Raw genomic sequence first — 15,584 nt, 5'->3', positions numbered from 1 at the left:
GGGATGCCCTGCGAGCATCCCGAAGGGCGGAACAAACGATTAAGTAAGTCTCCGATCTCGATAACATATATAGTTATATATAATTAAACCCACTCAAAAAGTATATTAATATACTTTTTGAGTGCTAGTTATTTTTTCTTCAAAAAACTACCTAATTTTGACGACTATTCTATTCCGCTACCGCCAGTAATTAAGAGCTATTGCAAGCCACCGTCTTCTATATTTTACCGCCATTCCATCTATAGTTCTCCTGTCGCCTGGTAAATAATAGCAGTTACAACCATTAAGTATCGAAGCCTTTCAACCAGTAGTCAAAAACCAGCGATCAGCAGCTGTTGATCCATACGAGTGTCGGGAAGAGACACTATCAACCTGATCTGCTATTCTCCAATAGCGTTTTCTTCCACCTCTCTTTTTTAGTAATGAGCAAACCTTTACCAGTTTTCTGGTATTGGGCGACCTTGCTATTTTGCCTGGTCATCCAGTCCAGGGCCCGGTCCTGGCAGACTCACCCTGCCGGATCCAATGGAACCGTTTCCGCAATTGCTTCCTCAGGCATTCGTGTCTACATCGGTGGTGATTTTACGTCGCTCACCACTACTCCCTCTGCATCTGTACCCGGAAGTTCTTACCTGGCCGTCTCACCGAACGGGCAATTATATGTCGCCGGGTTATTGACCTCCGTCTCCGAAACAGCCGCCAATGGCGCGGGCCAAACAGAACCGGTTGTCAATCAATGGAATATACCGTCGGCAGGGAGGTTCCCACCTTATCTGCCTGCGACGAAGCGATTCCCTACTTCTTCCGTCCGGCAGGTCATTGCACGCTCAAAATATACAGCCTGCACGGCCTGGAGCCATTCAAACCTTGCCTGTGCTGATACGAAGGTCCGACACACCGGGTTGGTGGGCCCGGTGCCTGCCAATCTCCCACTTACACACTCATACTCCTGATTGTCAGCAATTTCCGGTACTTCTCCGCCATAATCTATTGAATTATTCCATTTTCAACTATCAACTGTAATCATGAAAACGAATTATATGTTTACGTGGCTCCTGAGAAGTTACTGGACATTCCTGCTATTCTTATCCTTCTCCTCTTACGCCCAGACATTTGAGCCCAGCTATGGCGCTCCTGCTACTCCGCTCCAGGTTTGTGGAAGTGATGCGGAGTTTCGGGTGAAAATCAACTCAGGAGGTACGGCGGTGACGGGCGCAACGCTCCGCATAACTCTACCCACCGGTTATGCTTATACCGACGGTTCGGCAGCCTATGTCTCCGGAGGTGCCGGCGTCATCACGGATACGCAGGTCGGCTCCAATGCCAATATCTATGACCTTACTGTCAATATTCCGGCTTCCGGGTCGGTGGAAATCAGCTATCGGGCCGCAGCCACCTGCGCCGTGATCGGATCCACCGGGTCGGGCTTTGTCAGCTACACACTGAGAAGCGGCACCGGAACACCGGCGCTCGCCTCCAACATCACGGGTTCCAGCGGTGCGGTCAACTTCGACAATGCGAAGCTGGTGATCAACAGCGTCACGAATCAGAACTATTCCGGTACAGCGGGGGATACCTACACGCGTGACATCACCATCACCAATACAGGCTATGGCAGTATCACAGGTATCAACCTGACGAGCAATAACTCGGCGGGACTGACCATTACCTCGCCAACGGTCGTTTCCACAACCGGCTCGGGATCCACCGCCGTGACGGTCTCCGGCACAGCGCCCAACCAAACGTATACGGTTGCCGGTGTCACGCTGCAGCAGAATCAGTCTATTGTCATCCGCGAAAACGTTCAGATCACCTCCTGCTCCGGAAGCCTCACCACCGCGTATGATGCCTGGTTTGGCTGTACTGCAAAATGTACACAGAGCAACGTAAACGGAACACAAACGGCCGGAGCGTCTGTAACGGCAAGCAAGCCGGTCATCACGTTCAACAGCCGTACCGTCGTCTCTCCTAAATGCCGCGGGACAGATCAGCTTCAGCTTTTCTCCTACAAAAACACCGGCGCCGGTACCGCACAAAACCTGAAGGTCACCCTGGTTTCCAACACAGCAGGTGGTACGACGATGGGATACAATGCCAGCGGCGCAATTGAATTCCAGTCGGGTTTCAAAAATCTGGAATATCAGGTCGGGGGAACTTCCGGCGCCTGGACACCTCTGGCTACTACCGGAAATGTCTTTGCATCGGGCAGCGTCACACAAAACTGCCTCACCACAGCGCCCATTTATACACAGGCAACGCTCCCGGATCTTGCGCCTGGTGCTGTCATTTACATCCGGTATACCGAAGTAACCTGCTGCCCTTCCTATTGCCTGAGCCGGGGATTGATGTATCCCAACAACGTGGTTCAGTTCAATTATAAGGATGCCTGTAACAGTTCATACAGCACGGATCCTTTCAAGCTCCGCGCAATTGGTGACGGAGTATCTACACTGTTAGGACATAACCTTCCATCGGACATTGTTGACGGACAAACCTATGACTTCAAATGGGACATCGGCATATCGGGTCCGGACGCAACGTATAACAACGGAACGTTTAAAGTTGTCGTCACCCTGCCTGCCGGAACGGTAGCTCCCACAGCAGCGCAAACCGGTATTTTACTTGCCAACGGCACGACGCTCTCCCCCGCTTCTTTCTCGGTTGCCGGAAATGTACTCACTGCAACGTTCAATGTCACAGGAAGTCTCTCCATGCTAAACGGATCGCAGTTCCAGATCAACGACCTGGCAGCGACGTGCGTCGGTGTGACAGGGAATACATCCGTCGGAATACAGATCTATGCCGCGCAACCCACCTGCGGCTGTGAACTCAACATCGGTTGCCTGACCTCACCCATCGGTACCCACTGCTCCCCTTGCCCCAGAGGCGGACTCGCCTTCAAGAATTTCAGTATCCAGCGAGTTTCGTATGGACTGCCGGACTCCGACAACAACGGAATACCGGACGGTTCCCTGGATTTGAGCAAAATCCGCACCGATTACGTCATGCAGGGCGATACCCTGGTGGCCGTACAATATGGCAAGTTCGTTCCGGCCACTGCTCCGAATACGCTGCCTACCCTGACGCATGCATACGTGAAAAACACCTTCTCGACGCGGACCGGTGACTTCAACGCGCTGTATGCCAGCGTTCAGATTTTTGCCGCCGGCAGTACGACCCCGACCTATTCGACAACCAGTTCGATTCCGATGACCTATGCGTCCGGAACCGGTTCGGCCGACATCAGCGTCGACCAGCTTCATGCGCATGGCGTGCCGGCTTCCTATACGGCATTCGCCACAGGTGACAGCATCGTGGTGAAAACCTTTTACGTGGTTACCGGCGGCGCACCGGCGGCAGGCGGCAACACCGCCATCAGCGTCACCAATGCCATGTACGCCAGCAATGTCGCTGATCCGACAAACGACACGGATATGTATTACTGCGACAGCTTTGGCGGTAGCTTTCAACTGTTCGACTATGCCATCCGCTTTAGCTCCTTTGATCTAGCGCAGGCCAATGTCTGCGGGAGCGTTACAGTTTCCCCTGGCTACATCATGGAATTCGGTGTATTTCAGCGGAATCTCAGCAACTTTTTCCCGTATGAGGTCCGAAGACTATCCTATCCCAAAACCGTGTCAGTGACGGTCCCGGCCGGATACACATTCTCTTCTGCGGCTGCCACTTACATCGCCTATGGATCCAATGCAAGCAATGTGCCGGTCTCTCCGGTAGATCCGAATGCCAATCCGCTGGTATTTAACCTGGACGCACTCTTCACCAGCGGCGCAATCAAATGGGGAGACGAAGCCATCAATACCTGGATAAACGTCACCTTCGCCGTTGATTGCAATACGCCCGCCGGAAACTCGACTATTACGGCAACCTACACGCAGGACAAAGCACCGTCTTCTTCCATCACCTTACCGGCTAACTGGACCACCTTCAACGTCAATCGGACGGCGGTTTACACACCGGGCGTTATTCAGATGAGCAGTTCTCAGGCCTCGGTCACGACCACAGGGAATACGGTTTCCTGGGTAGTGGCGGTGAAAAACGGAAACGCCGGCACCATTATCGGCACAACCCTGCCCAATACCTGGCTCGCCAAACAGGCAGGATCAGGTCTGACAATCACTTCTGTGCAGGAACTGGCCTCCGAGACGGCGGCTTCCGGAACAGTTATCAGCCCTACCGCAGGCGGCATTTACCAGCTCGGGGATCTTGCCGGAAACGGAACGACAAAGTATTACCGGGTAACAGGTACCCTCACCAGTTGTACCACCACGACGCTGACTCTTGCTTATGGATACGCCTGCCATGCCTACCCGTCCAACGTCGGCGTGGCATTGTGCAAGAACTCCTTTGACCTGACGGCGCAGGCCCAGCCACTCAGCCTTCAGCTAACGGTTCTCAATCAGCCCGGAGCCAATCAAAAATACAATCTCTGTGATCCGGTCGACTACGAAATCGAGGTACTCAATCCCTCCCAGGGCGCCGGCACCACCCTTAAGGTCATCGCCTCCCTGCCTTCCAGCGGCGGGGTGGCATATCAGCCCGGTTCGTTCCAGGTGAAAGTCCCCGGTTCCGCTTCCTATGTGGCTGTGTCAGATGCGAATGTAAGCGTGTCTCCGACCTCGATTACGTTCTCCATCCCGACCGCCAATATCGATACCCTGGCTCAGCTGGAGAAGTATTCCATCAAGTTCCAGGTCCGGACGACTGCGTGTGAGTTTGTCTCCGGCTCCAGTCTCCGGTTCCGCCCTTCCGGCGTGGATCAGTGCGGCACGACCAAACTCGGCGACAACAAGCAGAGCAATCCCATCAGGCTCACCGAAGCGCCGGATACCTACAACACCTTTACCATTACATCCGATGTGCAGCTGGTAACGGCCTGCGGCACGTCTGCCGTTTCGACCAACTACCATTACAAGATGGTCAACAACAACGCGGCGACTGCCATTGTCTACAGCTTTGAGATTGAGGTACCGGCTCCGTGGGAAATGGCGTCGCCGTCGTCTCTGTCGTTCGGATCCGGCAGCTACACCGGCGTTACGTACCAGGGTGTTACGACCAATGCGGCCGGAAACAAAGTATATGCTTTCAACATTGCTTCCGGTATGGGATCAGGTGCTTATGTGGAGTTTACCGAACCCCTGACCGCTCCGAATGCCTCTGCTCTGTCCTGCGGCGTTTCGGATCCGATCAAGGAAACAGCGTTGCTCGCTTTCCAGGCAACCTGCAGCCTCGACGGCACTGTCTGTACGACCAAACAGATTGTCTCTGAAAATGAAACGTCAACGATTCAGGTCAACAAACCTGACTATTCCGTAGCGGCGCTGACAGCGACAAAAACCTCTGAAACGACGGTTTCCGGAACGGTGACGATCAACAACGGCTCGTCAACCTATGTAGCCCAAAACGGCGTGCTCAAACTGTATAAGGATGCAGACGGCAACGGCGCTTATTCAGCCGGCGACGTGCTTATCGGTTCGCAGACGCTCACACTCGCTAATTCGGCTTCACAGATACTGCCTTACTCCGTTACTTCGTCCTATGTCGGCAACATCTGCCCGCTTGTAGCCGTCGTCGAGATCGCCTGCTCATGCTCTCCGGCGCCATCGCTGCCGTATACCTGCAACATCCCGCTGCCGGTGTCGTTTGCTGCCTTCACGGCCAAAGCCGACGGCAATAGCGCGAAGCTGGAATGGGTCACAGCCTCTGAGTTGAACAATGCGTTCTTTGAAGTACAGCACTCCGTCAATGCCCGTGACTTCGAAACGGTCGGCACCGTAAGCGGAAACGGAACGACACAGGTGAAACATACCTATGCCTTCACGCATACCGGTCTGTCTGCCGAGTCCATCCATTATTACCGGCTCAAGCAGGTTGATCTTGACGGCAAATTTGCCTACAGTCAGACCCGTTCCGTTCAGCTCGATGGGTATAAGGGCATTCTGATGCGGGTATCCCCTAACCCGGTGAGCGACCGTACGCTGAAAGCCTCCGTGGAATATGGAGACGAGGCGCTTCCGTCTGCGGCTGATTTGATCGTGACGGATGCCAACGGCCGTGCTGTGGATCGTCTGTCTGCTGAGCTGAAGAAAGGACTCAATACGTTTGCCTTCCGTCTCGATTCGCAACCGGCAGGCACCTACCTGCTCACGCTGAAAAATGCAGGCCTTCTCAAGCCAATCGTCGTGAAAGTAATCGTGAGATAATAGTTGAAAGGAAAGTCAGAAAGGCTGGTGTCATTGGCGCCAGCCTTTTTTGTATGGCGAAAACACAAATCCCCGCTCTTCGAGATGCCCTGCGGAACGCCTCGAAGAGCGGGTACACTATTTCACGACAATGGATCAGCCGCTTTCCTGAAATGGACAGTTGGGTATTTCTGTGTGGTGGACTATTTTCAGATTAAACGTACTGCACGATTACCTGTTTCGGCCATTTTCTAGCAGTGAAGACGCAGCGTCGCCCCCTCCTCTATCGTTATTCCTCCGTCGAATACTACTTTCAGCCGCTCCCCGTCACGTGTGTGCCGGATACGGAGCGGGAGACGCTTTCCGTCTTCTTCCAGTACTACTTCCACGGGTGATCCTGAAAAAGACAAGACCAATTCGTTCAGCCGGAGCTTTCCATAGCGCACTATAACCTCCGCCCGCTGCACTTTTCCGTCCCGCTGCTGGGAGAAAGTCCCCCACCCTTCCGCTGCTGTAAAAGGCGCCCGGAATTTTTCAGGATGGATTTTGGGATCGAGGGCCAGATACCCTTTCGGACCGTGGTACTCAAACCCGCAGGCCATCAGAAAAGTCCCATAGCTGGCCATCGCCCGGGCATAGTGATCGCTGCATTCGATTTCATTATACGGATTACGTTTGGCAGCATGATACCGGTCATGGATCGCCCGCGTCAGGACGAGGGCTTCGTCTGTCATTCCTTCTGCCATCAGGTGTGCGGCTACCTGGTGTTCGAAGCCGCTCATGCATTCATGAAAATACCCCAGTTGCCAGGTAACATTCTCGCCGTAGGGCTTGGGTTCATTGGCGGGGTTCGTGTTCATGATCATCCCGCTCTCACCAGCCAGGGCATAGGGTCTGCCGCCTACGTGGGTCTTGATATAGGGGCCTACGTCCGGCGCAAAATTGTATTTCCACAACGCCCGCAATGCCTGGAGGCTTTTCTGCCGGTCAAGCACCCGGGGTAGCCCCACCTGAAACGCCCAGCTTTGCCCGAATACCTGATCGATGTGGCAGGTATTGTACGAACCGAGTTTACTCCGGCCGGCTGCCGCATCCGGACGGTGAATGAAGTACTCGCCATTGAAGAGCTTCTCCCCCATATTCCGTTGCCCGTCCTGCACAAAGCGTGCGCAAACTGCGGCAAAAGCTGTATCCTGCATTTCCTCCGCCATCGCCTGACCGGCGCGGACCGCCGCGATACAAAGGCCGACAATCCACGCAATTTCACCCTCCCAGATTGCGTCGAGGGTATTTTCCATAGGCGTATCGACCATACCGTCTCCGTTTTTGTCCTGCGCCAGCACAAACGAGACAGCCTTTTTGATAGCGGGCCAGTTACCGGACAGAAACCGGCTGTCGGCAGATACCTGATGCTCCCGGTAACAACGCAGCACAGTGCCGGCCTGCCCATCTATAGCGGGCCGGCTTTCGTTTTCCGCCCGGAAAATAATCGCGCCGGAGTCCGGTCGGAAACCCACGCCCAGGTCCACGTGCTGGCGCAGCCCGCGTTCGAGTTCCGGAAAAATCCGCGCCATCGCCTGCGCATATTGCCAGACATGCGTACAGGTTCCGGCACAGGCCCCTACCCCCTCCCAGGCCCAGAAGCGGCCACTGGCAAAGCGATAGGTGTTGGCCGTCGCCAGGGTACCGATATTCACAAACGTCCGCTCCAGAAACCAGTGCGGCAACGTAGAATCCGTCCAGGTTTCGGCCCAGCGTTCGGTCAGGGAAGAGAGCTTTTCGAAATCCCGGGACAGCGCCGTCAACACCGCGCGGGCGTCAGCGAAACGGGTTCCGTAGTAATAACCGGCATTGGCATCGGATACCAGGTTCTTCAAACTGGTCTTCGGTTGATTAAAATGCCAGCCGATGATGAAATCTTCGTTCAGGCGCTTGCCGGGTGCCAGACGGCGGCTGATGGTGAGGCCACCGACCAGTTTTCCGTCGACCGGCACGTCTTCCTTCCCTTCGAAATGGCTGTCTGTCACCGGCCACGGCGTCAGCGAAGCGAGTACTTTTGCGTCTTTGTTTCGGATTCCAAACGCGGTAGAACCGAAATCAGCTGCTGTTTTGACTTCATTTTTTTCGGTGAAATAGTCGGAGAATATACCCGTCAGCCCGTCGGACCGGAATACGGTGTTCCGCTTTTCGCCATTACCCGGTTTGGCCGACAACTTGCTCGCGCCGTTTTCCATCCAGCCGAGCAGGTCGACCGCCACCTCCTCCTTTCCCCGGTTTTGAACCGATATCCGCAGAATACTTGCCGGATAGGAAGAGTTATCCGCATCCAGCGGAATAAACGGGCTGTAGGCTTTCAGCGTTACTTCGACCGGAAAATCCGGATCGGTATAGCGGACCGTTGCCACAGGATAACCGGCTTCAAAAGCCACCTCTTTCCAGTCGGCTTCGTTGAGTTCTTTGATCCGGGATTGTTTGCCGGAACGAACACGGACAGCAAATCCCTGCTCAAGCGTCCGTTTGTTGTTGGCAATGGCGGGTTCGACGTAGGCTGAGCCGTCCCGTGAGCGGATACTTCGGACTTCCTGCCCGTCGTCCCAACGGACGGTTTTCGGATCGATTCCTTCGCACTTTCCTTCTTCCGATTGGTTGTAAATCCCCCAGAGCCACAAACGCCCGTCGCCACCCAGGTAAACTGTCCCTGCATGCAACCCGCCCACGGGCATACCCAGGTAGGCAAGCTCCCGGCGGGACTTGAGGTAGGTCGTCGGCTTACCGCGGTCGTACAGCGATTTTACCCAGGCAGGATTTAGTTTTTTGTCGGCCGGGATATTATGCCGGGGAAAAGCCATCGGCGGTACTGCCCATGCCGAACGGCCGGAAAGCGCGACGGCAGACAGGAAAAGGCTCCCGTTTTTCAGAAAAAGACGTCTGGAAGTAGACATAGGTTTTTGAGGTATTCGGTCCGGTAAGTTAAAGAACCCGGGCCGTCGGATCATACCCGCGGCATCCGCTGAATACCCTGCGATCGGAGCGAAAATGAAGTATTTGTTTCGTCAGGGGGCCGGTAACTAAATTTCTCCGTTTTCAGGCCGACGAATCGATGGCATGTTGCCCTGGTTTCTCTGCCGGATTGTATCTTTCGGCTACCGCTTGTTACCCTTAACCTTCTCTGTTTCAGCATCGGCCCGGCATTCGGCCTCATTTCTGTCCTCCAATGAAAAAATACCTTCTGCTCGCGTTTGTGTGTGGTGCATGCGGCAGCGCGTTTGCCCAGAATAAACCGGCTGCCGAAGCGGCGGTTCCCTGCACTGACGATGCGGATGCCGACCGGCTACCCGGTCATTATTACGATCATACACAACCGAAATACCCCATCAGTCTCGGCTCTTATCCGGCGGCGGACAAAGCCGCGATGACCAAGCAGCTGATTGCACTTGAAAAGCTGGAGGAAGCCTCGCGAAAGGACTTTCAGTTGGCCGGTTGTGTCGCGCGAAGTCATTTCAGCACGCTTTCGAAGGGATTCTTCGGCAACTACTTTCACGCTTCCTACGGTTACCAGCTTTCACTCTATCAGAACGTTTGCCACGTACGGGAGCACGTCGTGAAAACGGTTGGCGAGTACCGGTCCGTCCTGCGTGTGGATGTCAATCCCCCGATGTCAGACCGGAATTTTTATAGCCGATCCGGCGATTTTTACCTCTCGGACAAAAGTGTCCGCTATGACATTCCGGCTGACGCTACCTATGACAAACTAAACTCCGGCTGGCTGGCTACTCACGCCGGTAGTCAGATCACGCTTTTTGTGTCCCAGGATCAACTGGGCGGAAACAAGGAAAATTTCGACAAAATCAACACCGGAACCGGTTATACCGAAGACGGGCGGACGAGCAATGATCCGAAGAGCTACCAGTTGCTTACCCGGGTCTGGTACGTAACCCGGCCGGACAAGCCGCTCTTTCTGCCTATCACCCGCAAAGCCTACCTGGAGGCGCTGCTCGAGTTTTATGAAATTGAAAAAGTCAATTTCGCTCAGGTGATGACCTGGAAAATTCGGGATGATTCGAGGAGTAACAGTCCGGAAGCCCGCAAACGGTTAGCTATTTACGAAGTTGACAAGGAAGCCTACCGCAAAATCTATGAGGACAAAAAGGAAAAGGTAAGCCGGCTATTGTCTTCTCAACCGGCCGAATGGCTGCAAAAGCAGGCAGTCGTTGCTCCCGTTCGCGACCTCAGGCCCAACGACTATAACAAGCCGGCTAACGGTCTGCTTGATTTTGAACGATTTTATGACGGCGAGGTCAAAAATACACCATTGTATCAGTTCAACCCCGAATACTTCAGTCTCAACGCCCAGCAGCCTGTCAAACCCGTGTTTATGCGGGTACAGCTCCGGTATGAACCGACACGCGGGTTTTCGGAGCGGTTTTTCGAAAACTTTCTGAAGAATTACGACTTTGGCAGGTTAAGAGAAATGTTGAAATAGGCCTGTTTTTTTAGAATATTCTTCGAAACATACTGAAGCCTCCATCATATACAATATCCTGCCTCTGTTGTGCTTATTCAATTTTCAGAATATTTAGCAAACGCGGCGAAACGGCTTTCAGTTAGTATATTTTATTCCTTTCTGATTCAGCAGATTGGCAACTATTGTCGTAGATATCAGACAAAAACAGCCAGTTGCCACAGCCATCATATGGCATCAAATCCACATCACTTATTTCACTAATAATCAATCAGTTATAGATACTGTAGTCGTTTTGTAACTCCTCAATTTCTATTCGGTAGTCGCTCTGTAGTACCTCCCTTCTTGAGCCACCAGGCTTTTCCTCCGAACTTTGTGTTTCTTCCAAATCATTCAAATGTTCGACATGAATAATTTACAGTTCTATCAGGAATCAAGCCAAAACTGCTACCGAAGAAAAGACCAGCGATTACAATTTATAGCTACTGCATTGATTCTTTTCTCTATTGCGGCGTGGTTTTTCATTAAGGCACCCGGGGTTGAGGGATATATAACTGTCGTCATTGCTGTGTTTTTTGGGCTTGTCTTCATCAATCGGATGTTTAATTCTGTTACGATTGATCTTAACAACAACACTCTTGTACAAAAATCCAGTCTTTTTGCTCCCACCAGGACCGTCTCCCTTTCCGACATTCAGGGCCTTTCGATACACAACAGAATTTACGGCCTGGTTCTGATTTCCACAGCTACAGTTGCTATCAATCAGGAAAATGGAACGAGCCATCTTACTCTGTGTCAGAATATCATGAATACCAAAAAGAACGAGCAATTTTTGCTTGAAACCGAACAGTTACTGAAAATAAATGACAGATAAAACCATACGATGGGAAGGATCTGAATTAATCCTGACTCCCAATTACTGCCATACCAGGCAGGTAATTTATATACTCATGATTGGCTTTTTATTTCTATGTCTGAGCGCCTTTCTGGCGGCCTGTTATCAGGATTACTGGCAACTTCCGCTCGCGATCAGCATTTCTTTGATACTACCGGGGATACTATATACGTTTTTCAATACGAATAAGCAGATACATATTTCCGGTGACGGCGTGCTTTATATGAGTTTCAGTGGCTGTTTCAAGCACGAAATATTATCCAAAAAGGATATACAAATAGTCCAAAATATATTAAACGGAAAGCCTTATATGGCAATAGTAGCAAAAACGAACCCGTATGGAGTATCCTATCAGGTAAGCCCCTTCCTGACCAATGAAAAAAGAACGGCGTTGTATTATGAGCAAATCGCTCCGGCAATTGCGCAGCAGCTGAACGGTAATTTATAAATAAGATGCTCTTCGGAATATCCAACAGGGTATCTCGAAGAGCGTCTATTCGGAAAAAATTCGCTCCTCAAGCCATTTTCGAAGCACTATTTTCCTTTCTCTGCTTAATAATCTGAAAAACAGTTCCTATTACAAACAAAGCCAAAAGCGCAAGCAGTGTCTGTCCGATAATCGGATCTGTCGGCGCTTTGGCCAGGGGGTGTCCGACAGGGACCCGGGTAAACGTTTCATTCACAGTAGGAATCAGTGATAGAAAAAAGCTAAAGGAAAGAAGAAAGTTTTCAAAAAACCTCGACTTATTGTTCCCTTTCCTTTTGGTATGAAGAAAATAGGAACACAATACCACAATAACAATAAAAAGAGCAAACACATGGCCCGGATTAAACCCGCCCTTTTTGGATAAACCCAGCGCTGTTAGTGAAGTAATAATCGTCAGGTAAAAATAGACTTTTCCGCTTGTCACATTCAGATCAATCTTTCCTCTTTTCGCGAAACTTACAATCGCGCTTACGATTGCAATAACACCTATTGCAGTATGAAAAATACCTAAGCCTGACAGTCCCATTATTTTTGGCGTTTGATTTGATAGTCATCTTTGACACGACAAAATTACCAAGTCAAAAAACCAACACCTTTGCAAATCAGGCCATTTTCTTGTTAATTTAGCTCATTCGGCAGCCGGAGCGACACAACGGCGATTCGGTCACGGGAAGCATATATCTACACCTGAACTATTTAAATACGTAGCTCGTTGTGCAACGGCTTTCAGTCCGAGCAACACCGGTACAGGCGCGGATAAAGGAATAACACGAACTATAAATTCGAAACGGGGAACCAATAACAGGAGAGATTTCGATCTGTAATAATCAAGCAAATGGTCCTTGACTATAAGAAATTTGACCTGTTTGGAAAGCAATTTATTCAAAAGGTCACCATTGAACCGCCCTTCGAATTTATTTTCCCTGTAGCGGAGCATGCGTGCTTTATTTATGTATTGAAGGGGGGAGTACAATTTCAGTCCAACAGCATCCGTCTCGATGTTCCAGTCAGCCATGCATTACTACTGCATTGTATCGACTCAGGAAAACAAATCAGTGAGTTAAAAGACAGTATCAGCGAGCTCGTAATTGTTACTTTTCATCCCGATATACTCAAAAAAATATACGAAAGAGAGCTGCCTCTTATCTTTCAAAACAGCGTTTTTGTCTCTAATCAATCAAGTGAAAAAATAAAGAATGACTTCCTCATTCTCAAATACATAGAGGGGTTGCTTTTCTATTTTGAAAATCCGTCGTTGATGAATGATGAGATTCTGATTTTAAAGTTAAAGGAAATTATTCTTTTATTGTCTCAAACTCAAAACTCGGAAGCAATACAGTTTATTCTTTCTCAGCTTTTTTCACCAAAATCATACACCTTCAAACAAATAATTGAGGCTAATTTGTTTTCACCGGTCACCCTCGATGAGTTAGCTCGAAAAACCAATCTGAGTATTTCCACTTTTAAAAGAGAGTTCAAAAAACTTTATAATGAGTCTCCCGCCGGCTACATCAGGGCTAAAAGACTCGATAAAGCGGCCGAGCTTCTCGCCATTTCCGACGAGCGTATTGCTGACGTTGCCTTTGATTGCGGATTTAACGATTTAGCTAGTTTTACCAGGAGTTTTCGGGACAGGTTTAATACTACACCTACAAACTATCGCGCAGAACTAAAAAATAAAGAATAGGGAGTGCAAGTACCTTCCCGGCCGCTCTTCGGGATATTGCGCAGCGCATATTGCAGCTCAAATAATAGAAGTATCCGACCTTAATGTGTCACACTCACAATCGCTTTTCTAAACGGCATACGGGGAATTGTCGGGAGCGAATTTTTTCCGATTTAAATTTCGGCTATTTGAATTTCGGGATGCCTTGCGGAAGATCCCGAAGAGAGAGATCTGGGCTGAGTTTTTAAAGCTTTACTCGGACTAAGGCAATATGGCTGGTTTGTTGCTCTATCTTTGCAAGATCACCCAGGTTACCCATATTCAAATTCCATGAACTATCAAGATTTCGTCTACGGTCACGCCGACATTGATGAGCCGGTTTTGATTGAGCTTATAAACACCGCCGCCATGCAGCGGCTCAAAGGCGTTCTGCAACACGGTATTACTGCCTTTTTGGGCATTACAAGGCCCATTACCCGTTTTGAACATTCAGTAGGCGCCATGCTGTTGGCCCGCCACTTCAAAGCACCGCTGACTGAACAGATTGCTGCGTTGCTCCACGATGTCAGCCACACTGCTTTTTCGCATGTAACTGATCATGTTTTCAGCACACCGACCGGGGAGAGTTTTCATGAAATCATGAAGGAAACTTACCTGAGGCAATCAGATATCCCCCAAACATTGGCTCGCTACGGATATGACTGGCGCGATTTTCTGGACGATTCGGTTTATCCGATCCTGGAGAGGCCTGCGCCATCGCTGTGTGCTGACCGTTTGGATTATTTTTTTCGGGATAGCCTTGCTTTGGAGATAATAACCCATGAAATGGTAACCTATATGCTTTCGCATCTGGTGATCTGGGAAAAACAAATTGTTGTCAATAACCTTGCCGCCGCCCGGTTGCTGGCAGAAGCGTATATCCAAGCGGACGAACAAAGCTGGTCGAGTTTGCAAGCGATTGGTTTATACCAGCTAACAGCGAGCGCGATTCGACGAGCCCTGGAAGTGCACGCGATACAAGAAATTGATGTGTGGGGGACTGACAACGAATTGTGGGATAAATTAATGGCTTCCCAAGATTCCATATTAAAAGATCAAATAGCCGGACTGTCTTCGACTGCCCATTTTGTAGAAGCGGCTGAAAATCCCCTTTTTGTCGTCACACCCAAAATCCGGACTGTTGATCCTTTTGTTTTAATAGATGGCCATCTGGCGCCGCTTTCCGCTTTGGATGCGGCTTATTGGCAGCGTAGAGAAGTGTATCTGGAAAAGAGGCAGAGGCCTTTTGCTTTTCAGCGTGAATAGAATGTTCGGGACAGAAAGTAGTCGGGTAAGCAAAAATCGGTCGAATCAAGCATGGTCTTCGACAGGTGTCTTATCCTTGGGTTTACCAGGTCTGGTCGCCACCTAATGCTTCCTCTAAAAATTGAGGGTAAGACCCCCTTCCTTGCCAATAGAACCGGCTCTTCGGGATGTTCCGCAGGGCTTCTCGAAGCCAGATAAAAGAGGTATTCTACCTCTCGGTTAAGTGACACACTCTCAGAGCTGCTCTTATAGTCGTCCGAAAATTGCGCTATTGAAAGACGTTATCCTGGTCTTACAATCACGCGTCGAAGGGGTATGTGGAAAATAGTTGGAAGCAACGTTTTTTCAGATTTAAATCTGAGTTATCTGAACTTCGGGATGCCCTGCGGAACATCCCGAAGAGCGAAAGAGCAAACGTCATTGAGATAGCAGGGTAAAGCCGTACCTTTGCCCCGGAATCTTTCCTTCTGAAAGAGGGTTAGTCCTGGCAGTACCCTGGGATTCTACCCAAAATACCAATACAGCAAGTTGCGATTTCGGTTGATTTTCGGATATAACCAACTGATTTT

General features: G+C 50.5%; 8 protein-coding genes. 6 read left to right on the top strand and 2 right to left on the bottom strand.

The window, feature by feature from the left end; all coding sequences use genetic code 11:
• The first annotated feature begins 1,025 nt into the window (after window positions 1–1,025).
• Entirely contained in the window at window positions 1,026–6,221 is a 5,196-nt protein-coding gene (locus BLR09_RS18890; RefSeq protein ID WP_093205851.1) for a hypothetical protein, read from the top strand.
• Window positions 6,222–6,451: 230 nt separating this feature from the next.
• Here the strand turns inward: BLR09_RS18890 and BLR09_RS18885 are convergent, their stop codons facing one another.
• Window positions 6,452–9,142 (bottom strand): GH116 family glycosyl hydrolase, encoded by a 2,691-nt coding sequence (locus BLR09_RS18885; RefSeq protein ID WP_093205849.1) that lies wholly within the window; start codon window positions 9,140–9,142, stop codon window positions 6,452–6,454.
• 272 nt (window positions 9,143–9,414) lie between these two features.
• On the opposite strand from BLR09_RS18885, the gene BLR09_RS18880 reads away from it, so the two are divergent.
• The 3 genes from BLR09_RS18880 (at window position 9,415) to BLR09_RS18870 (ending at window position 12,005) form a co-directional block, all read left to right on the top strand.
• On the top strand, window positions 9,415–10,683 hold the full coding sequence (locus BLR09_RS18880; protein ID WP_093205847.1) for a hypothetical protein: 1,269 nt from the start codon (window positions 9,415–9,417) through the stop codon (window positions 10,681–10,683).
• 385 nt (window positions 10,684–11,068) lie between these two features.
• Window positions 11,069–11,536: a YdbT family protein gene (locus BLR09_RS18875; protein ID WP_143011157.1), complete on the top strand. Its 468-nt coding sequence runs from the start codon at window positions 11,069–11,071 to the stop codon at window positions 11,534–11,536.
• A 76-nt stretch (window positions 11,537–11,612) separates the two neighbouring features.
• Complete coding sequence (locus BLR09_RS18870) at window positions 11,613–12,005, top strand: hypothetical protein (RefSeq protein ID WP_143011156.1); 393 nt, start codon at window positions 11,613–11,615, stop codon at window positions 12,003–12,005.
• Window positions 12,006–12,072: 67 nt separating this feature from the next.
• Here the strand turns inward: BLR09_RS18870 and BLR09_RS18865 are convergent, their stop codons facing one another.
• Window positions 12,073–12,570: a hypothetical protein gene (locus BLR09_RS18865; RefSeq protein ID WP_093205841.1), complete on the bottom strand. Its 498-nt coding sequence runs from the start codon at window positions 12,568–12,570 to the stop codon at window positions 12,073–12,075.
• Window positions 12,571–12,879: 309 nt separating this feature from the next.
• Here BLR09_RS18865 and BLR09_RS18860 point away from each other — a divergent pair, with 309 nt between their 5' ends.
• Both BLR09_RS18860 and BLR09_RS18855 read left to right on the top strand, forming a co-directional pair.
• Complete coding sequence (locus BLR09_RS18860) at window positions 12,880–13,731, top strand: helix-turn-helix domain-containing protein (RefSeq protein ID WP_093205839.1); 852 nt, start codon at window positions 12,880–12,882, stop codon at window positions 13,729–13,731.
• Between the two features lie 309 nt (window positions 13,732–14,040).
• Window positions 14,041–15,015: an HD domain-containing protein gene (locus BLR09_RS18855; RefSeq protein WP_093205837.1), complete on the top strand. Its 975-nt coding sequence runs from the start codon at window positions 14,041–14,043 to the stop codon at window positions 15,013–15,015.
• Window positions 15,016–15,584: the final 569 nt, after the last annotated feature.

This window comes from Siphonobacter aquaeclarae, from assembly GCF_900103285.1.
Taxonomy (GTDB): domain Bacteria; phylum Bacteroidota; class Bacteroidia; order Cytophagales; family Spirosomataceae; genus Siphonobacter; species Siphonobacter aquaeclarae.
The sequence above is the reverse complement of the archived record's forward strand: the minus strand, read 5'-3'. Positions and strand labels throughout refer to the sequence as shown.